This is a genomic window from Ralstonia sp. ASV6, from assembly GCF_016429285.1.
Lineage (GTDB): Bacteria > Pseudomonadota > Gammaproteobacteria > Burkholderiales > Burkholderiaceae > Ralstonia > Ralstonia flaminis.
In genome coordinates this window covers 25,933-48,821 of the sequence record NZ_JAELUI010000024.1, presented here as the reverse complement: position 1 = coordinate 48,821, position 22,889 = coordinate 25,933, and the positions used below count along the sequence as shown (strand labels likewise).

The window sequence follows — 22,889 nt, the reverse complement described above, 5'->3', positions numbered from 1 at the left end:
CAGCGTGCGGAACACGCCGTTGTGCATGAAGGTCTGGCGTACCGCCACGTTGCGCAGGCCGGACGTGCGGAAGTACCCGCACCACTGATCGGGCTCGGGCCACTTGAGCTTGCGGGCGGTCTGGCAGAGGCCGACGTCGAAGTGTTTGGCGTCTTGATTGGCGGGCAGCAGTGGATTGCGCGGCACGGCAATGGCGTCGTAGCCGAAATCGGTGAACAGCGAACGCTCGGGCCGCGATGACGATTCCACCATCAGGTGGCACGACGCGCAGTTGCCCTTGTCCGGGTTGCGAAACAGGGCAAGCCCGCGCATCTCGGCGGCGGAGAGCGGTGTGCGTTTGCGCAGGAAATCATCGAAGCGCGAGCTGAACGGCGCCATTTCGTCGCTCTGGAAGTAGGCCTCCAGCGCCTTGCCCAGTATGCCAATGAGGCGTTCCGGGTCGCGCACCGCCTGGGCGCCGAACTGCTTCGTCAGCGCTTGGCCTAGGTCGGTGCCGGCCACCTTGCGCTGCAGGGCGCGCGGCGACGGGTTGCCCATCTCATCGGGGTTGAACAGCGGGCCGCGAATTTGCTCGGCGATGGTGTTGGCGCGGCCGTCGGCAAAGAAGCCGCCAAACGGCGAGGGGAAGCTCGCGTCGTCGTCCTGGAAGAAATAACGCTGCGGGAGGTAGCGCAGATACAGCAGCGACGGCGCGTTGCGCGCCGCCACGTGCCCCGGGCGGCTGCCCGCCGGCACGCCGATGCGCAGTGCCTCACCGGCCAGCGTGGGCGCGAAGGCGCGCCCCGGATCATGGCAGGCTGCACACGAGGTGCCTTGCGGCTGCGACAGCCGTGGGTCAAAGAACACCCGCTTGCCGAGCGCGACGAGGTTCGGGTCCGGCTTGAACGATGTCGACTCGGCAGGCGGCGGCACGGCGTCCAACTTGGGCGTCATGCCGATCGATTCGGCCGCCGCCGCACCCGAGAAGAGTGCGGCAGCCACCAACAGCGCAGTGCTCAGGTTTTTCAAGGTGCAACGAAGCCCGTCTTGTCGCACACCAGGCTGGAGCCGTTTTGGGTGCAGGTGGTCAGCAGCTTACCGTTGACGGTGTAGGCCTTGAACAGCCAGCCCTTGGCGGGTGCCGGCTGGCGGTCCATCACCATGAACCCGAACGAGTTGTTGTGCGAGATGCTGCCCACCGTCACGCCAGAGGCCGGGCTGATGGCCGGGAACGGATCCGGCAGGGCCACGTCCAGCGAATCGCCAGCATTGCCCGCCACGATGGTCGCCGGGTGGTTGCTGGTGAAGTTGATGGCCTGGAAGTCATGCACGTGACCATGCAGCGCGACCTGCACGCCCGGCGGGTAGTAGGCCGTTGCGTTCAGGCTGTTCATGACCGACAGCAGCGCGGCATTGCCGCCCAGTGGCGTGCTGCCCGCGATGGGCACGAAGCCCAGGATCGGGTGGTGGTTGGTGAAGATCGACATCACGCCCGGCTTGGCGGCCAGCGTGCCCACCGTACTGAACTGCTTCTGGTAGGTTTGGAACCACGGGTCGTTGGTTGCCAGCGCCGTCGTACCCACCTTGGCCGAATCGAACACGATGACTTGCGTGTCAGTGCCGATGGCGACGGCGTACGGGTCCGATGCGTTCGCACCGTTGTCGTTGGCCGGGTTGTCGCACGAGCGGGCGGCAGAGTAGGGGCGCGGGTCCAGGAAGCGGAACCAGCCCTGGCCGGCGCGTGCGCATTCTTCATGGTTGCCGCGCACGAGCACCCACGGGGCGGCGGCCATCAGCGGAGCGGCGGGCTGGAACAGGTCGGATTGCCACGTATCCCAGCCATAGCCCCAGGGGCTGCCCTGGCAGCCGGCTACGTCGGGCGGGCAGGCGTTTTCACGGTAGTGGTAGTCGCCCACGTGCAGGACGAGGTCGGGGTTCATCGTTGCGGCCGTGGCGGCAGCGGTAGCGAACGGCCACGACAGCGGATCGTTACACGACTGGAACGTGTTGCTCGACTTCTTCATCCGGCAGCCGGTGTCCGCCAGGATCACCACGCGCTGCGGGTTGGCCTTGGGCAGCGGCAGCACGCGTGAGCCAATCGACGCGGCCTTTGCCGTGGAAGGCACCGTGGCTTCGCAGGCATTCACCGGGAAGGCCGAAGCTTTCGAATCGCTGGCGGCGCTGGCCGTGGTGCGCTGCGCAGGTGTGCCGGCGGCCACGCGCAGGCTCATGCGCGTGGAGGTGCCGTCCACCGTCAGCAGCGGGCAGACCGAGTTGTCCGCCGGGGAGGCGCTGTTCGTATACGTGGTGACCGCACGCACGACAGCCTGGTTGCTATCACCAATCTCAACCCATGCGGCCTGGATATTGCTGTCGCTGGTGGCGGCATCAGCCGGGGCGACCGGCGATGAGGTGAGCGGTGCCGAATCGGACGACGAGCCGCCGCAGCCGGCTATTACGGCAGCGGCGGTCAGTGCGGCAAGTGTGACCATCGTGAACACGGTGCGCTTGCGCCGCACCGGAGCGAACATCGATCGAATTTCCATTGCGCCTTCCCTGATTCTTGTTGTGAGGAAGGCGCAAGGTACCCAAGACAGATGGCGCTATTTTGACAGCCCCGCATGCGGGCTCAGGGAAATTGCAAAAAGTGCAGGCGAAAAAAAAAGCAGACGCATAAGCATCTGCTTTTTCGGTATCGGCCGAGCCGCGAAGGCCCGGCAGAAACACCAACTTATTGCTTGGCAGCGTCAGCAGCCGGAGCAGCAGCGTCAGCCTTCTTGGCGGCCTTCTTGTGCTTCTTGGCGTGCTTCTTGGCCTTAGCCGGAGCCTTTTCAGCAGCAGCCGGAGCAGCAGCAGCGTCAGCAGCCGGAGCTGCCGGGGTTTGTGCGTACACACCAGCAGCGAACAGGCCGGCGATCAGGGCAGCGATCAGCTTCTTCATGGTGAATCCTTTTATTGATCAGTGAGTTAACCAACGACCCGCTAAATGAGTCATCTGCAATAACGCAGGCCGTTACGGGCGCGTTGACACGTCGCATCGATTTTTTTTTGAGGTATTGAGGCGCAGAGGGCAGCGTGCGGATCGGGATGTGGCGTATGTTGCGCCGCGCAAAAAAGATGCCTGACATTCGAGCCCGGCCGATCGGGTTTCGGACGTATCCGATTGGACGAAACCGGCCCGGCCCCGAGAATCGCTCGGACTCTCCCAAGATCCGCCGTGCCGCTCCCTCCGCTGCTCTCCCATCCCCTAAAACCTGCCCGATTCACCCGTCGCGACTTTCTCTTTGGCGGCGGGGTGCTGGCAATGCTGGCCGTCACACTGGGCTTGCGTCGGGCGCCCGATCAGGCTGTCTCCAGCCTGGACGATTTCATGCTCGTGTCACAGACGCTCGCTGGCCAACCGCTCGACCGCCGTGTGGGGCTGAATTGTTTCGGCAGTCTGTACCGGGCAGATGCCCGTTTCGTCGACCACGTCCAGACTCTGGCGTGGCTGGTGCGCCGTCATCCTGGGTTGAACGGTGCAGGCCTGATTGGCTTGCTGGAAACCGATCGCCAGATGGAGTTGCGCGCCGCCGTCGGCCGGCTAGTCGACGCCTGGACCGTCCAGGCTGGCGCCACTCCCGCGCTGGTCGATGCCCGCAGCCTGATTGAACGCGCCTCCGGTACCACTCAGCCCAGCAGTTGACTTGCCGTTTCGCCATGTGCGCGACTGTGGCGGATGGTGAAATTTTCCGGCATAATGCGAAATTAACTCTTGTGTCTTATATAAGAGTTAAGGTTTGTGCGGTGCACCGTGAGAGTGTCATCGCAGCCCGCTAGAATCACCAGTTCATTGCAGCGTGCCACCCTGGCCAACCCTGGGTGGCACGCTGTGCTGTCAACCCCCACCGTCCACCCGCTTACCTGCGGTCTGCACTGGAGTCGTCCATGTATCAACACATCAAGGTCCCGGCCGGCGAGAAGATCACCGTCAACCAAGACTTCTCCCTGAACGTCCCCAACAACCCCATCATTCCCTACATCGAGGGTGACGGCACCGGCTTCGACATCACCCCGGTGATGATCAAGGTGGTGGACGCAGCCGTTGAAAAGGCCTACGCCGGCAAGCGCAAGATCTCGTGGATGGAAATCTACGCTGGCGAGAAGTCGACCAAGGTGTATGGCCCGGACGTGTGGCTGCCGGAAGAAACCCTGCAAGTCCTGAAGGACTACGTGGTGTCCATCAAGGGCCCGCTGACGACGCCGGTGGGCGGCGGCATCCGTTCGCTGAACGTGGCGCTGCGCCAGGAGCTGGACCTGTACGTCTGCCTGCGCCCGGTGCGCTACTTCAAGGGCGTGCCTTCGCCGGTTAAGGAGCCGGAGAAGACCGACATGGTCATCTTCCGTGAGAACTCGGAAGACATCTACGCCGGCATCGAATTTGAAGCCGAGAGCGAAAAGGCCAAGAAGCTGATCAAGATTCTGCAGGACGAGTTTGGCGTCAAGAAGATCCGCTTCCCGGAAACCTCGGGTATCGGCGTCAAGCCGGTTTCGCGCGAAGGCACAGAGCGCCTGGTGCGCAAGGCCATCCAGTACGCGATCGACAACGACAAGCCGTCCGTCACGATCGTGCACAAGGGCAACATCATGAAGTTCACGGAAGGTGGTTTCCGTGACTGGGCCTACGCGCTGGCACAGAAGGAATTCGGCGCCGAGCTGATCGACGGCGGCCCGTGGTGCAAGTTCAAGAACCCGAAGACGGGCAAGGAAATCGTCGTCAAGGACGCGATTGCCGACGCCTTCCTGCAGCAGATCCTGCTGCGTCCGGCCGAATACTCGGTGGTGGCGACGCTGAACCTGAACGGCGACTACATCTCCGACGCCCTGGCTGCGCAAGTTGGCGGTATCGGTATCGCCCCGGGCGCCAACCTGTCGGATTCGGTTGCAATGTTCGAAGCCACCCACGGCACGGCACCGAAGTACGCTGGCAAGGACTACGTGAACCCGGGTTCGGAAATCCTGTCGGCCGAAATGATGCTGCGCCACATGGGCTGGACGGAAGCCGCTGACCTGATCATCTCGTCGATCGAGAAGTCGATCCTGTCGAAGAAGGTCACGTATGACTTCGCCCGCCTGCTGGAAGGCGCGACGCAAGTGTCGTGCTCGGGCTTTGGTCAGGTGATGATCGACAACATGTGAGATCGTTTCGCCTGATTGCACGGCGAACCAAAAACCCCGGTAGATCAACGATCTCCGGGGTTTTTTCATTTCAGATCGTATCAAGCGGTATCATGGAAACCCTCACTTAGTGAGGTCGATCGGGAGGGTGCTGAGGACCATGAAAACCTCACTACCCTCACTTCTGAGGGTGAATCCATGCGCCACTTTAACTATGTCTTGACGCCCACGCGGCTGAACAATGCAAAGCCCAAAGACAAGCCCTACAAGCTGGCGGATGGCGGTGGGCTTTTCGTCTTGATTTCCCCCGGAGGGGCGAAGAACTGGAAGTACCAGTACCCCTTGGGCGGCAAGCGATGTGAAGTCACCATTGGGCGCTATCCGGAAATTGGCGTTGCCGATGCTCGTGATCGGCACGCCGAATACCGGGCTATGGTCGAGCGGGGGGAAGATCCGGCAGGCCATCGGCGTGAAAAGAAGGCAGAGCGCGCTGTACGCGCTGCGCGGGATGCCGACGAAGGCCAGTTCAAGGTCTTTTCGCTCAAGTGGATTGATGAGCGTCTGGCCGGTAAGACGGATGGTTACCGCAAACAAATCCGGTCCCGTCTTGACCGGTTTGTGTGGCCCGCCATCGGGCGCAAGGCGTTGGATGATGTGAAACCCGCTCACGTGCTGGCGATTATCGAGGGATTGCGGCCGACGCCGAACACGGCGGAAGGCGTGCGCCTCATCATTCAGCAGTGCTACGACTACGCCATCCAAAAGCTACTGGTCGAGTCAAATCCGGCTCGGCCACTGCGTGGTGTCATCACGGTACCTAAGGCGGAACACCACCGTCACCTGTCCGAATCCCAACTGGGCGCGTTCTGGCGCGCGCTCGGAAAGCAAGGGGCGCATCCATCCACCACAGCCGCCGCCTACGTGCTGATGTACAGCATGTGCAGGAAGAACGAGGTACTGCGCGCCAGGTGGTCGGAGTTCGATCTCGACAAGGCTCAGTGGGACATCCCTGCCGAGCGGATGAAGTCACGCCGGCCGCATCGGGTCTACCTGTCAAGGCAGGCGCTGGAAGTGCTGCAGGTCCAGCGGGCCGTGAGCGGCGGCTATGAGTATGTCTTCCCGTCGCCATCCATCCCGACCGTGCCGCTAGCCGATGCCACCTTGAACCACCTGTTCAAGAGGCTGGACTTCGGCGTGCCAGAGTTTTCTCCGCATGGCACACGAGGTACGGCGGCAACGTTGCTACGTGAGCATGGCTTCAGTCGAGATGTGGTGGAGCTCTTGCTAGCCCACACGGAGCGCAACCAAACCGCAGCGAGCTATCACCACCACGAATTGGAAACGGAGCGCAGGCGTGCGTTGCAGTATCTCGCGGATGAAATTGATAGGTTGGCAGCCATTGCTGGCGCAGGGAATGTCGTCAATCTCAAGCAAGCACGTTTGAACGCTGGCAGCGTTTCATAAGATCAATGGCCGCAAGCTGGCTCCCCCGGCCGGCTGGCGCGGTACTAGCTTTGTAGGGATCGAGGGTGTAATGCGGAAGCTTTATCAACTCAAGAAGTGGTACACGATTGAAGAGACAGCGAATCGCTTGACGTTGACGTTGGGTGAGCCTGTCAGCAGCACTGACGTTTTGCGCCTGATGGCCGAGGGACAACTCGGTGCGTTTTGGTATGTGCAAGACCGTGATGCTGTCGAGCTCGGCGTAGGAGATTGGTATTTGACCGGCGAAATGTGTGTCGGTCGTCTGTCCGAAAAAACCAGCTTGCTGAGGGGCATCTATCGGCTTGAGATGGAGATTTCCCAGGGTGTTAAAGACTGGCTGATGTCGTTAGCGAGAGGCGACGGACGAGACGCCAACGTCCATTTCGGTGGTAGTACCTGTTTGGTCGATGAGCAGAATCGCATGTGGGAGCTGCTTGAGCGCCTAGATGAGCAGTATCTGCAAGAATCCGCTCAAGACCTGGCATATGACGACGTGAGCAACTACAAGTCGAGCGACCATCGTCCGAGGCGTGATGAGATTATTGTCGTCAAGCAGGAACTTGAACAGTTCGAAGCTCAGCTTTCGCAAGGACCGGAGCGTTCTGCTGCCGTGGTCGGTGTTCAGGATGACCAGCAGTCAAGCGATGCAAGGCCGTGGGGAAACCATGAAACGAAGTTGCTCCGTGCGCTCGCAGAGGCCAGCGACCAGTGGTGGCGCACCTATGACCGGGACGACAAGACAACTGCGCCAACCAATGAGGACGTTGCCGCCTGGCTGAGGCAGAAGCATGGTGTCGCCCAGCGGGTTGCGGAGGTTATGGCGCAGATCCTTCGCGCGGACGATATTCCTCAAGGGCCGAGACGGAAGTAGGCGCGCCTCTCAAAGACCTTTGCGGGCTGCTGATTTTGCCAATAGCGTGGAAGTGTCCGCGCCCACTGAGCGCGACCCTCGCGCCTATTACGCTCCATTGGCATGCTATTCAATCCGTGTCGTACCACTTCAATGCGCGAGGTAACACGACATGGCAAAGCAACACGAAATTTCGCATGGTCGACGTACGCACACGTCCCGGAGCAACCCCACGGGTAGCCTCCCTGAGACGGGCTACGTCCGACAGTCCCAGCTCATCCCCGCCGTCCTGCCGTTCTCTGGCACCACGCTTTGGCGAAAAGTGAAGGAAGGCTCTTTCCCCACACCGACCAAGCTGTCGCCGCGTGTGACTGCCTGGCGCGCCGAGGACGTGCGCGAATATCTAAACGACCCGACGAGCTACCGGGCTTTGCATCTCGACTGACGCGCTACGGCGACGCTCGGCGAGAACTTCCGCTCGGCTTGGAAGCGATGCACGAGTGCATAAGCTAGGTGCATAAATCTGCATACTTTTTCTGCAGTCCTAGATTGCCCGTCATGCCTTACGGCCGGCCGCACCGGGAGGCTTATGCACCTGCATAAAAACAACTCGATGAAGCGCGCAGGTGAGGCGGGGTCCCAACGGCGCGCGCTCGGTGCACGTGTGTGTTGCTCTCGGGCGCTGCCTCCTCGCTCCAACCTGCCGACAGGAACGTCATAGCGGCGCCACAGTGGCTTGCAAAGCCCGATGGCACGCCGAGAGGTCATGCATGCACAACGCGTTGCAGCGGCTCTATGGCGCCGTCCAACGCGACATGTCTGTCGCATGTGTTGCCTCTGCCCATCGATGAGACGACGCAACGTTGTCGGTTACTCGCTCACAACATTTCCGCATTGGCTCAGGCGGCGCCTCTAACGAAACTGGCAAGGCTCCGAGCAGTACCGAGCAACGCCGAGCAATTGCGCTCGATCCCAACCCATCGACGAGGAACGCAAATGATCCGTTCGCACATCGAGGCGCCCAACACGCGAGCCGCCACAGCAGCCATACATGGCACGGCGGGCGTGTTGTCCGAGCGCTTCATGCGGCTGCCGGAAGTGAGCGCCACGTGCGGCTTGCCCACATCGTCCATCTATGACGGCGTGCGCCGTGGCGACTTCCCCAAGCCTGTCCCACTCACCGGCAAGAGCGTCGCGTGGCTCGCATCAGAGATCCACGAATGGATGGCCAGCCGTATTGCAGCCCGTCAACCCTGAGAGCCTTTTCATGCAGACCACTACACCGCAACTATTGCCCGAGCTCCGGGCGCCCCTGGAGCGCTACCAGGAAGTACGCGCCAGCTTCGAAACCGCGCGAGATGAAGCCGACCGACTCGATGCCGAGCTTCAACGTCAACGCAAAGCAGCAGAGAGTGCAGAGAACGAGGCCCAGCAAGCCCGAGAAGAGGTCGCCCAACTGTTGCGCGAGCCAGGCACATCCGCCAAAGCAATCCAGCAGCTCAAGGCTAAAGAACGCGCGGCGTACACGCTGGCAGAAGACTACCGCTCTGTGTCGGCAGAACTTGAGGCCGCATACAAGGAAGCAGCCGCAAAGGCTGGCATCGCCAAAGAGGAAGAGCGCAGCTGTCACACGGCGCTCTTGAGCTCCTATGCGGAGGTGCTCATGGCGCAGGCCACCAACGTATTGGAGCCGCTATATCGGGCCATCCGCATGCAAGAGCGGGCCTATGCATCACAAACAGGCCGAGGCCTCGCCGATTGGGAATACAGGAACGACGACGCGCGCAGTGCAGCGCTCGCTGTGATGTACGGCCACATCAAACGGGGTCTCGACACCTTCACGATTGACATGGACGGCGATGTCGTCCTGCGGGCAGTACAGCGCCCCGCCGGCCTGGACCGTTTCCAGGAGCTCAGCCCGGCAGCACAACACCGCAACCTGGTGTTGCAACAGCTCGCCGCACAACAACAGTAAGTGACACCAATCATGACGACACACCATTGCCCCGGCTGCCACGGCCTTACCGCCCCTAACGGCACGATCATCCGCTCGGACGGCCAACGCGAAGCGCTCTACCACTGCAACGGCCACAGTTGCGGCACGGTCTTCTCCCATGCTCTGCCTGTAGGCGCCGCGCCCGACGACCGCATCCAAACCTACAGCCAGGCAGGCAACGCGCAAGACGTGATCCGCACCGACTGCTAACGCCATTGCCGGCACCACGCCGGCAATGCGCGCTCTCCATTGAAGCCATGAAAATCAATTGCCCTCACTGCAGCAGCGTCGCCCTTATCCGCACGAGCCGACCCGTCTCCCGCTTTACCAGAGAGCTCTACTGCCAGTGCTCGAACCTGGAATGCGCCCATACGTTCGTTGCGCTCACGGAAGTGGTGCGCACGCTGGCACCGAGCAACACGCCCGACCCCGAAGTCGCGCAGCAACTGGCAGCGCGGTCCGCACCAGGTACAGAGCCCACGTCGCTCGCTAGCGGCAAGGGTTGACACTTCTTCCACGATGACCAAGAATCTAGCTGTCACCGAAACAGCGGTGGCCGGGTGTGGAAACCCGATGAGTTCTAGGCGGATGGCCGCCTCTTGCGGCATTTTTTTCGTCCGTTGCGCACGCGCACGCCTACAGTTTTCATGGCGGGCCGGGCGGGGCAGCCTTCGGGCTGGCCGGTTTCCTAGAACGCCGGTTTTCCACCCCCGCTGTCTGGCCCGCCACCCCTCATGTGGAAATGAGCGGCGGGCCTCCCATCACAGTTCTAGGAGGCCGCAATGCCTAATGCTTTCGCTCGTCCTGAGCACACAGCTTTCCCGCAAATCCTTGCCATCGTTCGCGCCGCACTGCGTGACGCCGTTGTTGCGCCTGATGACCGCGCATCGCTCGATGTCGCTGGTGCCGCACTCGTCGCTGTCGCTGCTATCGCCCAAGCGGAGGTGGCTCATGGATAAGCACAACCGCGCAGCGCACACGCTCGCCCTGATGCAGCAGCGCAAACTGACTTCGCAGCTCGTGCACCAGGTGCGTCGCTCGAACGCTCGCGCCAAAGCCGAAATCGGTGCAGCGCTGGAGCAACTGCAGAGCGTGGGCGAGCTCATCACCGAGACCACGGAGCAAAGCTGTGCCGAGCTGCTGCGCGTGAGCGCCGGCCTCGATGGCGTCTTGCGGCTGCTGTACCTGCAAAGTGACCGCTCGCGCGAACACGAAAGCCTGCATTGCCTCCTGGCACCGCTCAAACAACAGTTGGACCGCGCCGTGGGCAAAGTCCACGACATGCTGTGAGGGGCGCGATGCAGACGCAACAGAACCCCGCCATGCGCTCCTGGTTCGACCAGCTCAAGCGCGACATTGACCTGCACGACCTGGCCGAGCGTTTGGAGCTCAAGCGCAGCGGCGCCAAGGGCAACTATCACAGCCCGCATCACGCAGACAGCAGCCCCTCACTATCGATCTTTGATCAGGGACGCGGATGGAAAGATTGGTCGCAAGACGTAGGCGGTTCCTGCATCGACCTGGTACGTCACTGCGTACCGGAGGTGGCGACACCGCTGGATGCTGCGAAGCTGCTCGGCCAGTGGTACGGCATCCCGATGCCGGCAGTCGCGGCGACGGGCCTGCCGGCACGCAAGAGCACCGAGGACTACATCGCCGAGCGCTGCCGGTCGAATCCGGAGCCCGTGGTGGCCTACCTGGCGAGCCGCGGCATTGATGAGGCGGTCAGCCGGCGCGCGATGCAGAACGGTGCGCTCGGCTGGAACACCTGGACCAGCAATAAAGTGCCGGCCGGTGAGCCAGGCCACGGAGGGCCAGCTGCCGCGTTCATCGTGCGTGGAGCGGGTGGGGCGGCTGTTGTCGCCGTAGACCTGCGCTATGCCGATGCGGCGCTCAATGGCAACGTCAAAACACAGTGCCAGGGCGAGAAGCTGGGTCACGGTTGGACAAGCGACGCGCGTCGGCTGCAACGTGCACACACCGTCTACATCGTGGAGAGCCCCATCAACGCGCTGTCGGTGGAATGCTGTCACCTGCCAGAAGGCTTTGCGGCATTCGCCATTCGCGGCACCGCCAACGTCGACAAGATCGACTGGACCTTCCTGCGCGGCAAGCGCGTGCTGATCGCGCTCGACCACACGGACGAGGTGAACGACCGCACCGGCCAGCGCGCCGGCCTGGCTGCCGCATGGAAGCTGTCCGAAGTGCTGACGGCCGCCGACATCGGCTCGATGCTGGTCGACATGCAGGATTGGGAAGAGGGCGAAGACATCAACGACGTGCTCAAGACCCAGGGCGCCGACGAGCTCACGGTGCGCATGAAACGCCTGGAGCCGTGGCTTATTCCTGGCATGCCAGGCGGCGGTGATCGCCAGGAGGGCACGCGCCGCATCTTTTTGCCCTCGCATGATTTCAGCATCTACTGGCGCTTCCGCGTGAAAGAGGACTTCACGCACTACGTGCAGAAGTACAAGGACCACGACGGTGACGATGGCGAGACCAGCCGCAGCGAAGAACTCGGCGACCTGTGCTCGTTCCGCGTGGCCGGCTTCTCACGCCTGCGCATCCAGAGCCACCTGGCCACCATCAACGGCACGCCCGACAACCAGCCAGAAACCGTGTTCGGGATCAGCGCCCAGGTGCCGCGTCACGGTCCAACGCTGCAGCGGGAAGTAGTCGGCAACGACAAGCTCTACAACCTGGAATGGTGGCGCGGCAAGTTCGGCCACATCTGGATGCCGGCGCAGTTCGCGCGCATGGTCAACGTCCTGGAGCGCGCCGCCGAGCTGGGCGCGCGTGACGTGGTGAACTTCGTGGGCGTGGCCTGGCGCGATGGTGAGCTCGCGGCGATGGAGGGCAGCGACTGCTACTTCCTGGAGCCGCACAAGCAGTGCCTCTACTACAACATGAGCTTCCCGCGCGGCAGCCGGCAGAACGCCCGCGCTGTCATCGCAGCCTATCAAGCCACCTTCCGCAACAACGCGGCCGCGATCGCGCTTGCGTGGGGCTTGGGCGCTCACCTGAAAACGGTGCTCGGCTTCTACCCGCACCTGCAGATGCAGGCCGAGAAGGGATCGGGCAAATCGAAGCTCCTGGAGAGCCTGCAGACGACGTTGGCGTTTCAGGTGCTGTCGGGCCAGATGCTCAAGACCGACCACCGCCGGCGCGCGTCGGTCTCTTGGACCTCACACCCGGTCGGCTGGGATGAGTTCTCCAAGCTGCCTAAGATGGTGTTGTCCGACATCGACGGCTTGCTGCAGTCCACCTATCGCTTCGAGTTCACCCGCGTCGGTGCGGCGCTCACGCCGTACCTCATGTGCGCGCCCGTGCTGCTGGCCGGCGAAGAGGTGGACGTGGAAAGCCTGCAGTCAAAAATCTGCCGCACATCGCTGTCAGTGGCCAAGCAAGGCGACATCATCCCGCACAGCCTGCCGCAATTCCCCGTGTGGGAATGGCTGCAATTCGTCGGGCAGCTCGATCCGGCGCGCATCCGTGACTTGCATACGGCGTTCCTGGACGTGTGCCAGAAGCACAGCCGCGCCGAGGCGAGCGATGCCACCGCCAGGCGCATGATGGAGAACTACGCCGCCATCATGACGGCCTGGGCGCTGCTGGCCGAGTTCGCGGAGCTCGATGTTGACCAGGGCGCGTTTGTCGATGACCTGCTGACCGAGATGAACGCACACATCGCGGAGACCAACGGCACGCGCCAGCCTTGGGTGTGGATCATGGAAATCCTGCTGTCGGAGCTCGATGCCGGCCGCTACCAGTATCCGCACTGCTGGGACACGATCCAGACCGACAGTGGCCGTGAAATGGCGCTGTTCCTGCGGCCTAGCCACGTGATGGACCACCTCTCGACGGGGCCGCACCTGCGGCCCAAGTTCGACGCGCTACCAATCAAGACGGCGCGGGTGTTCAAGCAGCAGCTTCTGCAATCCGGCGTGGTGGCGGTACAGGGTGGTAAGGCGATGGAGGATGTGGAGAAGCGAATCTTCAATCGCCGTCATGGACACATGACGGCGCTGAGCCTGGCTAAGCTGGAGAAGCTGGGGCTCTACGCCTCGCCGGCGCCATCGGACCACGGCATACCGCCGTAGTGCCTGGCCGCCACGTTCCCACTGAGCCCGCCTTGTGCGGGCTTTTTTGCGTCTGGGGGCGCCGCAACTTGCGGGTCCCTTTGCACGTCGCGTAGCGCACCGGCGCACCTGTATGCGGCACGAAGGCGTATGCAACCTGCTTACACCCCTTGGGGCAAAGGGCACCCCGAGATGGGGCTGCCTTTGCGCGCGAGACGCGTTCAGTGCTTGCAGGGGTACCTGCAATCAGCAGGTACCCCCAGCATGGGGGTGCCTTTTTCCCGACAGAGGCGTCCCTGGCCGGGGGCACCTGATTTGTGCGGACCATGCTGCGGCCAGCGCTAGGGATATCCGGCTTGGCTATCCCTTTGCCGGGTGCTCGCAGGTTGCGAGCCCCTTTGCTCGAAGCGTCCGCACTCAAGGGATTACCAAGGAGGTAGTGCCATTGGCGAAGGGGCTTGCAGGTTGCCAGTCCCCTGCGCCACGACCGCCATACGCAGCCCTACGAAGGCGGGGGCGCTGCGCCCCATCCCTCCCGGCGAGCTCCAGGCCGACCGCCGGTTGCGTGCCCCGCTGATTCGCTTCATTGGCACACGCGCAAACTGAAAAATCCCGTGGTTCCGTGGCGTTTGCGCTTAACCCTTTGATTTACAACGAAAGGCACGCCACGGTTTCGCCTCAAAATGCCACGGTTTCGCTCCAATCTGCCACGGAGCCGTTTTTGCCCGCCGTCCCTACTTCTTTCATTTTTTCCTTTAAAAATCAAAGAGAAAGAGAAAGAAAGCAGTGAAAAAGTAGGGAAGAGGCGTGCCACGGTTTCGAGGGGTTGCCTATTTTTTGAGCCACGGAATTGGAGGCGTGCCACACCCCATTTCGTGGCATTCCGTGGTGGGTAAATTCGTTGTAGCGTAAGGCTTTGCTGGCGATGGGAGGGGAATGCCACGGTTTCACGGGTATTTTCTGCCCGTGCGGTCCAGCAGCTCGCCCGTATTGGGCGAAGGCTTCCCGAATTCGCGGGAGATTGCCTGTTAGCCGTCATCGCTCAACAGGCGTGCTAGAGGGCAGAGGCCATCAACGGCCGCCGACAGGTGATGGCTATCAGGTACATCGACATGGCAATCGAGCCGCATGGCGGACAAACAGCTACCGACTTCGGAGAGATCAATGCCCATCGCATTCACTAGAACGGTCCATCCGATCGACTTCTCGACCCTCTCCGGGCACGAGTTCGAACGGTTGGTCTTTGCCACGCTTCTGCGCATGAGGGCTTGGTATTCGCTGAGCTGGCACGGCCAGGCGGGAGGCGATGGGGGGCGCGACATCATAGGAATTTGCGACGACGACTACGGACAGCGCTCGACTGTGGTGGTTGCGTGTGCGAACTGGAAAGCTTTCACGCTGGGAAAGGCAAAGGGCGATATCGACAACCTGATCCAGACGCTCGGCGTTGCTCCGAACGAGCTCATCGTCGTGGCGGGAGGTTCAGTCAGCGCCGACACGAAGGACAAGATCGATGAGTACGCACGCGTGAAGGGCATTCACTCGTCTCGGACCTGGTCAGCGGCTGAGTTCGAGGAGCATTTGCGCTTTCATGCGGCATCAGTCTTGAATCGGTTCTTCAATGGAGTGGAGTTGCCAGACGAAGAGCATGCCCTGAGAGACTTCGTTCATAAGCTCGATCCGGCGACGGCCTTGGAAGCCGCTGAAATGTTGGCAAGACTCTTTCACCGGCCGGCGTTCACAACTCCCATTCATCAAGAGAGTTCATTGCCTGCATTCCGGCGCGCCATAGCAGACACTATCGGTGCGATCAACACAGGAATCTGGCGCGACCGGGAAGGTGCTGTCATCTCACGTGTCCCATCGCTCGCAGCCTTCTCGAATTGGCAAGTCGTGGACAACTTCGGAAAGTGTGTTGCCAGCCTCAACGCGTTGCGCATTGCCTTCGATGAAGGCATCAGAACGAAGGGCATTAGGCCGTGCGGATGCGGCGAGCCTGACTGCCCAGTATTCATGGTTGATGACAGGTGTCGAGTCTTACTCGAATCAAAGCGGGCCGAAGCCTTGCGCCACGCCGAGCGAGCATTGACAGCGCTCCGAGCGAGTGATGGTTGAAAGACACCAGCGACCGTAGTTTCTGAAAATGAGAAGACATCATGATGGTCAAGTGTATGGACAACGTCGGCATCGCGGTAGACGCCATCGATGCCGTCATTGAGTTCTTCACTGAACTTTGCCTGTTTCCACTGTTCGCCATTGCTGGCACATAGTCACTCGACTTCATGTTCGCTCTGGCAGAAAGACCTAGACCTACGTCTTGCTCCGCACATCGAGCGTGTAATTACCTTCCTCGTCAAAGTAGGGCGAGGTCGCAAGCCCAGCTGCGTTTGCAAGATGCGTAAGGATCGGCTTTAGCAGTCGGGCAGTTGCGCGGTAATCGGGGGGCACAGACTCAAGAATGATTTGCCCGAAGGGAAGTCGATCTTGTTTAAGGTGACCGCACGGAATGTCTTCAGCAAAAGCAGTCCCCTTGAAATCTTGCAGAAGACAGGCCCCTTGCATGTTGGCAAGACTGACCGAAACGGCAAAGGGCGGCGCCACGCCTGAGCGGCTTGCGGCTTGGACGTAATCTGTGACATACCGAATGACGAGAGCTTGGATGTAAGGCAGTTCTACCCACCGTGTACCCTGGCCGATGGCGAGTGAAGAAATGGCCGCCTCTATTGTCCCGGTTCGATCGATCTTGACGTAGGCTCGCTGCGGTGCGCCAAGGCCTCGCGCATTCGATCCGATCAGCATGCCGCCATAGTCGATCTGAACTTCTTGCACTGTTCCTTTCATCGGCGGAAAAAGCTCGGGGTGACGCGCAAGCTCGTCATACGTCGCCACGGCCTTACCTTCAACCATGGCATAGGGCAGAATATGAAGGACGAGCATGCCACCATCAAGCATGGCGCACGGCCCCTTTCCTGTCGCGATGTGCTCCGTCTGCTCGGCATGAATCGCCGTTGCCATCTGGCCCAGTCTGGGCAAATCGGCGAGCGTTGATGTGGAGGCAGCAGGTGCTGCCGACGGTGCGAACGCCCTCCCGTTTTGACTTGCTTCGCGTCGAATCGCCCGCATGAGCTCGCTCGCGACGTACTCGATTCCTTTCTCAGTTGTGACGGCCAATCGTCCGGCAAGCATGGGCGATTGCGCGCGAACAGCGGCTTCATTGACTCGATGCCAAACCGGCAGAATAACCTTCACGCCGGCCGTCTCACGAGCGGCTAGGCCATCCAGTTCGGCTTGCGGCCAATGCTTTTGGAGAAACTCGGGACTGATGATGACGATGCCAAAACGCGAACCCGCAAGCCCACGTTCGATGGACTGGCGTAGGCTATCGCCGACGGTCAATTCGAAACTATCAAGCCAGACGCGAAGTCCCGCTGCACGCAGATTCTCGGCGAGCGGTAAGGCAACGTCCGCCTTATCCTCGCCGGCATGGCTGATGAAAACGTCCCATTCCATAACATTTTGTCCTTCTATCGGTACCACGTTGTTTTTGCTTTGCTGTCTTTCGTAGGTCTGCAGGACATCGTACCCGCGAGCATTGATTCGGCCGGAGTAGGGCAGGCGGAATGTGTTCAGCCAACCCTTTTCGACAAGGTAACGAAATGCGCGCTCGGCATCCTGCTGCCCTAGACCAAGCTCGGCCGCCAGATCGTGGACCAAGGCGGGCTCGTCTGAGCAGCCATCATGCTGTTTGAGCGCCCTTAATAGTCCGAGGGCGAGCGTGTCGATCGCGGATGCAGACGAAGCGGACATTAGGTGTTATCCAAGGCATCAAGACGGCATCAATTACGCCGTGAGGCACACAACCTCGTTTTTAATCGCCTTCCAGTTATACGATGTGGAAGGCCCCCTCGCGTTGGAAGCTCAGCGGAAAAAGGGCCTCCAGTGCTCCCATCGGCATTCTTGCGCCGGTCCTCACGGATTCGCTCACGTACATGCTCGTTCACCGTGCTAGAACGTCTGGCAGCGATCTGCTCGTTGATGAGCCGCTCCAGTGACTCGGAAAGCAAAATGTTCACGGTCCACAGCGAACTCTCCCTTGCGTCAATCCTATTGCTAAATGGCATAGACTGCTAAGACGTGCCATTACCAGAAAGGATGGGGGGCGTGTGTCGCAAAGCCAAGGATTTCTTTCCGCCACTCTCACGAGCTCGATCGCCAACCTGCGGCAGGACTTTGCCCCCTGGTTCCGCGTTGCAGAAGGATTCAATGCGCTCGCCATGCGGATACTGCCGCATGTAAAGGCAGCCACGGACAGCAATCAGCAGGTTGTGGCGGCCGCGCTTTATGGGCGGGCCCTCACGTCATACCAGGCTGCATTGCTCCTGGCCGAGCGTGGCATGATCGCGGATGCACGTACGGTCGTGCGGGCGGCGGCCGAGACGGTAATCGTGCTGTCTGCGGTCGCCAAGGATGCCGGTGTTTGTGATCTCTTGATTGACCGACACCTATGGCACCACGTGAAGATGCGCAAGGCTTGGCTTCAGGACCCCCAAGCCACGGCGCAAATGACGCCAGCCGAAACTGTAGCGGTCAAGGAAACGCTGGCCGATGTCGAGGCGCAAATTCCAACAAGCAAGACCCTGAAGCAGGATCCTATAGCGATTGCGGTGCTGGCAGAGAGGGCAGGCGTCATGGCGCTCTACAACACGGTCTATCGCTCGACGTCCGGCGATGCTGCCCATACATCGCTTGATGCACTGAACCGCCAAATTCGAGTCGATGCGAACGGCGATATCGCAGGTATGAAATTTGGGCCATCGAGCGATGATCTGTCGGTGACGGTTTCGGATGCGATTTCAGTGCTCGGCTTCGCGCTGCATGCGGTTGCCGATCTTTTCCAAATCACAGGGCTCATCGATGAGCTGGCTACCGGCGTGGCGGAATGGAAGGCATTGGGCGTGCCAGCTGACTACAAGCCCAGGTAAATCTAGATCGAACGGACAGCGCATCGCTATGGGGGCAAGTTATTGGCGCCAACGTGAGAGTTGGCTCAACCACGCGGATTTGTTGATGTTGTTCGGTTGCCCTTCGGACCCGTTGTTGGATCCAGCCATCGAGGCGGTCTATTACTACTACAACACGTATCTTTTTGCCGAGTGGGTCGGCATCATGCCGCAGACGAAGTACCGGCTGACATGCGAGAGTATGCGAGGGGATATCAACACGAGCTCCAATAGGCTGCCCTAGTGGCAACCGAGGCAACTAAGCCGCTTGAATCTGGGGGAGAAGGGTGACCGACAACGAATGGGTAAGCGAGCTAAAACGACAGGTCGAAAAAGCAGAGCAAGAAGTAACCACCGCTGTTGTGTTGCATGAGTCTTGGAAGCCAACAGTTCAAGATGCTGATTTGCTAGACCGTATGGGGGAGTCGTTCGCCACGCACACCTTCAACATCGTTCGATGGGCTTTGCGCCGAGAAGTCTTACTTGCATTGCTTCGTGTTTGGGATACCAACCAGAAAGCGGTTGATGTTGCGCGGATCATTGACCAGCTACGGAAACCCCGCGCGGTGGAAGCACTGATCTCCTCCCGGGGTGGACAAGACTCGTCACTATCTCGTCATCTCTCCGAGCACCTTCGCGGATACCTGCCAGAGAAAATCGAATGTGCGGGTGCATTGGTTGATAAGTACAAAACCAAAGGCGGTGAATGCGCACAGGTCATGACAAACCTAGTCAGGCTGCGCAATGTATCCCTGGCTCATCGCCAGCAGGGGCCAGAAAAGGCAACGGCCGGTAGTGCCACCGACGACGAGATCGAAGCCTTCTATCAGGACACGTGTCGTATTGTCGAGTATCTGATGAGCATCGTGCGCGCAACGGCGCTGGACATGAACGATACAGCGCGTGTCTATGCACATCACGCTCAGTATTTTTGGGCGGCGGCGAGAGGCGAACGAACCCCGGGACATCCGCGCTATCGCGGTCTCATTGGCGCCGAGAACATAGACCAATGAAGTTGATCGCGATCGGTACCATGGTCCATGGGCTAGTGCAGTCATCGGTGGTGGTTCCTTGCGATGTGTCGCGGCCCTGCAAGCCGGCCCGGTATCGCAGGTTGTCTATGGGCCGCCAATAATGAGGGCAATGATGAGGGTGATTTGAATCATGCAAAGACCAACCCCAGGATTGGCGGTGCTTTGCGGTCAATTTACGCGTAATGATCGAGCATGCGCCTCGCGGCTTCGGCCGTGATGCAAAGAAAAACCCCGACAGCTTTGGCTGGCCGGGGTTTTTTGTTTCGTGCGGTATTGGACCGGACGCCGGTGGCGCAATCGCTGCGGTTGCTCGCCTAGCGCGGGAGATCGCATGCCGTGCTCGTGCTAGATACCGGCCACTAGCTGCGCGTTGGCTGGCCGGGGATCTTCATTACGCCGACTCGTCAACGGCTCGCTGCATGCTGCTCAGCAGGGCATCTACCGAACGCGCACCCGATACGGTCTCCGTGCCATTGAAGACGAAATGGGGCGTGGCCAGTATCTCCCCCTTCATTGGGCGCCCACGCCGCGTCGGCTTCCGCGTGGCTGGGGGGCGGTTGCGGAGGTCGTCCAGGCACGCCAGCAGGGTCTGTGGTTTTACACCGCATTCCAAGCCCAGCCGCTCCAGCACCTGCAAGTCGCCAATGTCCGCACCCTCTGCAAAAAAGGCCTTGAATAGGCGATCGACTAGCACGAACGTTTCCGTGGTGGTGCCGTGTGCGGTCATGCAGCCGATCAGGCCGTGCGCTGCGGTGGTGTTGGGCAAGACACTGATGCGCTTGAAGTCGAACGTGACACCCGCGGCATGCCCAGCGTGCTGTATCTGCTCGCGCCGCAATGCTGCCGAGGTGGGGCCGCCTGATCGGCTCAGATAGAACGATTGGTAAGAGGCGCCAGCAAGCGGTGTGTCTGGGAGTAACGGGTGTGCACGCCAGTGCACCGCGGGCTCAATGGCCGGGTGCAGTTGCAGGAATTCGCGCAGGGCGGCTTCCAGATTGCGTGTGCCGATCCAACTCCACGGACAGATGAGATCGAAGAATACGTTGATGCTCAGGAGACGCGTCATGCTGTCAGTCATTCGCAGGGTTGCGGGCGCAGTCATGCCGGTAGTGAAGAAAAAACGAGGAGGTCACCCTCCTCGAAAGTGTGCCGGGGAGGAGAGAGGGTCATCTCCTCCTCGGTACGGGGTTGTTTCGAACGCGCGGCAGATGCCGCCGCTCACTGCCGGGGCAGGGCGGTGCCGTCGGCATAGCCGCTCGAATTGACGATACCCGCCAGGGTCGATACGTTGCCGGCCGGGGTGATCATGCGGATCAGGGAGCCATTGTTATCCGCCACGTACAGGTTGCCGTTGCTGTCCATGGTGATGCCTGCGGGATAGTCGAATTGGGCATTTATCCCCAGGCCGTCCACGCTGCCGTTGGTGCCAACGGGGGAGCCGGCCAACGTGGTCACCACGCCGGCGGCCGTGACCTTGCGGATGGTCTGGCCCTTGTTCTCCGTCACGTAGATGTTGCCGTTGCCATCGACGACGAGAAATTTCGGCTGGTTGAACGCCGCTGCGGTTCCGGTGCCATCGGTATGCGCGCACACCCCAGAGCCGGCCAGCGTGGTCACCACGCCAGCGGATGTGACCTTACGGATATGGCAGCCCTGTCCTTCGGCCACGTACAGCGTGCCATTTCCATCAATGGCGAGACCTTGCGGACTGTTGAAACTGGCTGCGGTGCCCGTGCCATCCAGACTGCTGTTGGCACCGGAGCCGGCCAGTGTGGCGACGACGCCGGCGGGTGTGATTTTGAGCAGGAGGTTGGTGCCAGAATCCACCACATAGACGTTGCCGGCTGTATCGACGGCAATGCCATTGGGCGTGCTGAAGGAGGGGCCGGGGCCGGCCAGGGTGGTCACCACACCGGCAGGTGTGATCTTGCGGATAGTCTGGCCGATATCGGCCACATAGAGGTTACCGGCACCGTCGGCGGTGATGCCCACCGGCACGACGAAGCTGGCTGCTGTTCCGGCTCCATCTTTCTCGGCGTGCGTACCGGAGCCGGCAAACGTCGACACCACACCGGTCGGGGTGATCTTGCGGATTCTGGCGTTAGCTCCATCGGACACGAAGAGATTGCCGCTGCCGTCGATGGTCATCCCGAGCGGTCCGTCGAACTGCGCCGTGGATTGGAAGTTGAGGATGATCTTGACGGATTGCTGCAACGAGCCAGCCGTGGCTGTGACGGTGGCCACATCGTTGATGGTTGTGTCGGCTGGGTCAGGGGTATACGTCACCGTGGCACCTGTGGAGGCGCTCAGGCTACCGCGTCCACTTGTGAGGGCCCACTGCACGGTGGCAGCTGAATGAGCGATGGTTGCCGTCAAGGACACCGGGGCGCCAGCAGGCGTGGTAGCGGCAACGGAAGGTGACACCGACAGCGTGGCGCTTGGCATGACCGAGATCGTCGCGCTGAACGGCGCGCTGCTGCCATCGGTGGCGCTGATGGTGGCAACCGTTGCGGTGGACAGCGTGGCGGGCGGCGTGTATGTGGCACTGCCATCGGCATTGACCGTGATGTTGCCGACCGAAGCCATCCACTTCAGCGTGCCGTGGCTGATCGTTGATGGCACGGTGAGCGTAACGCTGCCGCCGCCGGCCTGTACCGAGGGGCTGCTCAGTATCAGCGTCTTCTCGCTCGCTGGCTTGAGCATGATGCTGACGGATTCGGTACGGCCGCCTGCGGCAACGGAGATGACGACCGGCGTGTCGCTGGTGACGGCTCCTGGCGTAAAGATGGCGTTATGGCCCTGCATGCCACTGAGCGCGCCGACGGTATTTGGAGCAGACCAGATTGGCGCGCCGTTGGTGAACTGCGGCGAAACGGACAGCGCAATCGGCGCATCACCCACGTACCACGTGACCTGGCTGGCCACCGGGTTCAGCACAGCTGCGTGCACGGTGATCGTCTTTGAGACGGTGGTGCCGCCCGCAACGGCCGTAATGGTGACCTGCGTATCAGCCGGTACGGTCGGCGGTGGCATGTAGGTGACGGTGGTGCCCTGTGTTGCGCTCAGCGAGCCCGGGCCGGTCAACGACCAGGTGGCCGCGCTATTGGCGGTGAGGACCATCTGACTGCCGCCGCCAAAAGTGTCCAGGCCCATGAGGCTGTCAACGGAGAGCGGGGTGGCCGGTGAAGTCGTGGCGATCGGCTCGGCGGGGGAGGAGTCGCCTCCACATGCCGGCAATAGAACCGTGGAGGCGCAGAGCAACGCGCCACTCAGCGCGATCGGGTATCTGAACATGGCAATTCGGGAATG

Annotated in this window: 20 protein-coding genes; 14 read left to right on the top strand and 6 right to left on the bottom strand. The window is 61.2% G+C overall.

The features are described from left to right. From JHD73_RS06855 to JHD73_RS06845, 3 genes are all read right to left on the bottom strand, one after another. Positions 1-1,008, bottom strand: a 1,008-nt coding sequence (locus JHD73_RS06855) for a cytochrome-c peroxidase (RefSeq protein ID WP_199029082.1), incomplete at its 3' end; no start/stop codon positions are given. Continuing rightward, the gene (locus tag JHD73_RS06850; protein WP_199029080.1) at positions 1,005-2,525 is read right to left on the bottom strand and encodes a metallophosphoesterase; all 1,521 of its coding nucleotides are present in this window, start codon (positions 2,523-2,525) and stop codon (positions 1,005-1,007) included. The genes JHD73_RS06850 and JHD73_RS06855, both read right to left, overlap by 4 nt. Positions 2,526-2,710: 185 nt before the next feature. After that, positions 2,711-2,920, bottom strand: coding sequence for a hypothetical protein (locus JHD73_RS06845; protein WP_021195779.1), 210 nt, complete (start codon positions 2,918-2,920; stop codon positions 2,711-2,713). Between the two features lie 363 nt (positions 2,921-3,283). Here JHD73_RS06845 and JHD73_RS06840 point away from each other — a divergent pair, with 363 nt between their 5' ends. The 12 genes from JHD73_RS06840 (at position 3,284) to JHD73_RS06785 (ending at position 15,661) form a co-directional block, all read left to right on the top strand. After that, entirely contained in the window at positions 3,284-3,664 is a 381-nt protein-coding gene (locus JHD73_RS06840) for a sorbitol dehydrogenase family protein (protein ID WP_233176811.1), read from the top strand. A gap of 242 nt (positions 3,665-3,906) precedes the next feature. Further along, complete coding sequence (gene icd / locus JHD73_RS06835) at positions 3,907-5,157, top strand: NADP-dependent isocitrate dehydrogenase (RefSeq protein WP_021195777.1); 1,251 nt, start codon at positions 3,907-3,909, stop codon at positions 5,155-5,157. A 177-nt stretch (positions 5,158-5,334) separates the two neighbouring features. After that, positions 5,335-6,600, top strand: coding sequence for an integrase arm-type DNA-binding domain-containing protein (locus JHD73_RS06830; RefSeq protein WP_199029078.1), 1,266 nt, complete (start codon positions 5,335-5,337; stop codon positions 6,598-6,600). Positions 6,601-6,670: 70 nt separating this feature from the next. Next, positions 6,671-7,492, top strand: a complete 822-nt coding sequence (locus tag JHD73_RS06825; protein ID WP_199029076.1) for a hypothetical protein — start codon at positions 6,671-6,673, stop codon at positions 7,490-7,492. A gap of 151 nt (positions 7,493-7,643) precedes the next feature. Then, on the top strand, positions 7,644-7,916 hold the full coding sequence (locus tag JHD73_RS06820) for an AlpA family transcriptional regulator (RefSeq protein ID WP_199029074.1): 273 nt from the start codon (positions 7,644-7,646) through the stop codon (positions 7,914-7,916). Positions 7,917-8,467: 551 nt separating this feature from the next. Further along, a complete protein-coding gene (locus tag JHD73_RS06815) occupies positions 8,468-8,728 on the top strand; it encodes an AlpA family transcriptional regulator (protein WP_199029072.1) in 261 nt (86 codons plus the stop codon). 10 nt (positions 8,729-8,738) lie between these two features. Then, positions 8,739-9,446: a hypothetical protein gene (locus JHD73_RS06810; protein ID WP_199029070.1), complete on the top strand. Its 708-nt coding sequence runs from the start codon at positions 8,739-8,741 to the stop codon at positions 9,444-9,446. A 12-nt stretch (positions 9,447-9,458) separates the two neighbouring features. Continuing rightward, positions 9,459-9,677, top strand: a complete 219-nt coding sequence (locus tag JHD73_RS06805; protein ID WP_199029068.1) for a hypothetical protein — start codon at positions 9,459-9,461, stop codon at positions 9,675-9,677. A 47-nt stretch (positions 9,678-9,724) separates the two neighbouring features. Next, positions 9,725-9,973 (top strand): ogr/Delta-like zinc finger family protein, encoded by a 249-nt coding sequence (locus JHD73_RS06800; protein ID WP_199029066.1) that lies wholly within the window; start codon positions 9,725-9,727, stop codon positions 9,971-9,973. Between the two features lie 370 nt (positions 9,974-10,343). Continuing rightward, positions 10,344-10,757 carry a DUF1484 family protein gene (locus JHD73_RS06795; protein WP_306663024.1) on the top strand — a complete coding sequence of 138 codons (414 nt, stop codon included), beginning with the start codon at positions 10,344-10,346 and terminating at the stop codon, positions 10,755-10,757. A gap of 8 nt (positions 10,758-10,765) precedes the next feature. Then, the gene (locus tag JHD73_RS06790) at positions 10,766-13,567 is read left to right on the top strand and encodes a toprim domain-containing protein (RefSeq protein ID WP_199029064.1); all 2,802 of its coding nucleotides are present in this window, start codon (positions 10,766-10,768) and stop codon (positions 13,565-13,567) included. A 1,143-nt stretch (positions 13,568-14,710) separates the two neighbouring features. Next, positions 14,711-15,661, top strand: a complete 951-nt coding sequence (locus JHD73_RS06785) for a restriction endonuclease (protein WP_199029062.1) — start codon at positions 14,711-14,713, stop codon at positions 15,659-15,661. Positions 15,662-15,856: 195 nt separating this feature from the next. On the opposite strand, the gene JHD73_RS06780 is transcribed toward JHD73_RS06785, so the two are convergent. Next, positions 15,857-17,260, bottom strand: coding sequence for a toll/interleukin-1 receptor domain-containing protein (locus JHD73_RS06780; protein WP_199029060.1), 1,404 nt, complete (start codon positions 17,258-17,260; stop codon positions 15,857-15,859). 449 nt (positions 17,261-17,709) lie between these two features. On the opposite strand from JHD73_RS06780, the gene JHD73_RS06775 reads away from it, so the two are divergent. After that, positions 17,710-18,528 carry a DUF5677 domain-containing protein gene (locus tag JHD73_RS06775; protein ID WP_199029058.1) on the top strand — a complete coding sequence of 273 codons (819 nt, stop codon included), beginning with the start codon at positions 17,710-17,712 and terminating at the stop codon, positions 18,526-18,528. Positions 18,529-18,833: 305 nt separating this feature from the next. Further along, positions 18,834-19,559 (top strand): hypothetical protein, encoded by a 726-nt coding sequence (locus JHD73_RS06770; RefSeq protein WP_199029056.1) that lies wholly within the window; start codon positions 18,834-18,836, stop codon positions 19,557-19,559. 412 nt (positions 19,560-19,971) lie between these two features. Here JHD73_RS06770 and JHD73_RS06765 read toward each other — a convergent pair whose 3' ends face one another. Beyond that, on the bottom strand, positions 19,972-20,646 hold the full coding sequence (locus JHD73_RS06765) for a DsbA family oxidoreductase (protein ID WP_199029054.1): 675 nt from the start codon (positions 20,644-20,646) through the stop codon (positions 19,972-19,974). Between the two features lie 152 nt (positions 20,647-20,798). Then, positions 20,799-22,874, bottom strand: a complete 2,076-nt coding sequence (locus JHD73_RS06760) for a hypothetical protein (protein ID WP_199029052.1) — start codon at positions 22,872-22,874, stop codon at positions 20,799-20,801. Positions 22,875-22,889: the final 15 nt, after the last annotated feature.

Excerpts from the sequence above, each read along its gene's own strand:
- JHD73_RS06815 (WP_199029072.1), top strand. The coding sequence starts at position 8,468 with ATGATCCGTTCGCACATCGAGGCGCCCAACACGCGAGCCGCCACAGCA.
- JHD73_RS06820 (WP_199029074.1), top strand. The coding sequence starts at position 7,644 with ATGGCAAAGCAACACGAAATTTCGCATGGTCGACGTACGCACACGTCC.
- JHD73_RS06760 (WP_199029052.1), bottom strand. The coding sequence starts at position 22,874 with ATGTTCAGATACCCGATCGCGCTGAGTGGCGCGTTGCTCTGCGCCTCC.
- JHD73_RS06800 (WP_199029066.1), top strand. The coding sequence starts at position 9,725 with ATGAAAATCAATTGCCCTCACTGCAGCAGCGTCGCCCTTATCCGCACG.
- JHD73_RS06840 (WP_233176811.1), top strand. The coding sequence starts at position 3,284 with ATGCTGGCCGTCACACTGGGCTTGCGTCGGGCGCCCGATCAGGCTGTC.
- JHD73_RS06850 (WP_199029080.1), bottom strand. The coding sequence starts at position 2,525 with ATGGAAATTCGATCGATGTTCGCTCCGGTGCGGCGCAAGCGCACCGTG.
- JHD73_RS06765 (WP_199029054.1), bottom strand. The coding sequence starts at position 20,646 with ATGACGCGTCTCCTGAGCATCAACGTATTCTTCGATCTCATCTGTCCG.
- JHD73_RS06795 (WP_306663024.1), top strand. The coding sequence starts at position 10,344 with ATGACCGCGCATCGCTCGATGTCGCTGGTGCCGCACTCGTCGCTGTCG.
- JHD73_RS06825 (WP_199029076.1), top strand. The coding sequence starts at position 6,671 with ATGCGGAAGCTTTATCAACTCAAGAAGTGGTACACGATTGAAGAGACA.
- JHD73_RS06790 (WP_199029064.1), top strand. The coding sequence starts at position 10,766 with ATGCAGACGCAACAGAACCCCGCCATGCGCTCCTGGTTCGACCAGCTC.
- JHD73_RS06845 (WP_021195779.1), bottom strand. The coding sequence starts at position 2,920 with ATGAAGAAGCTGATCGCTGCCCTGATCGCCGGCCTGTTCGCTGCTGGT.
- JHD73_RS06805 (WP_199029068.1), top strand. The coding sequence starts at position 9,459 with ATGACGACACACCATTGCCCCGGCTGCCACGGCCTTACCGCCCCTAAC.
- icd (WP_021195777.1), top strand. The coding sequence starts at position 3,907 with ATGTATCAACACATCAAGGTCCCGGCCGGCGAGAAGATCACCGTCAAC.
- JHD73_RS06830 (WP_199029078.1), top strand. The coding sequence starts at position 5,335 with ATGCGCCACTTTAACTATGTCTTGACGCCCACGCGGCTGAACAATGCA.
- JHD73_RS06810 (WP_199029070.1), top strand. The coding sequence starts at position 8,739 with ATGCAGACCACTACACCGCAACTATTGCCCGAGCTCCGGGCGCCCCTG.
- JHD73_RS06785 (WP_199029062.1), top strand. The coding sequence starts at position 14,711 with ATGCCCATCGCATTCACTAGAACGGTCCATCCGATCGACTTCTCGACC.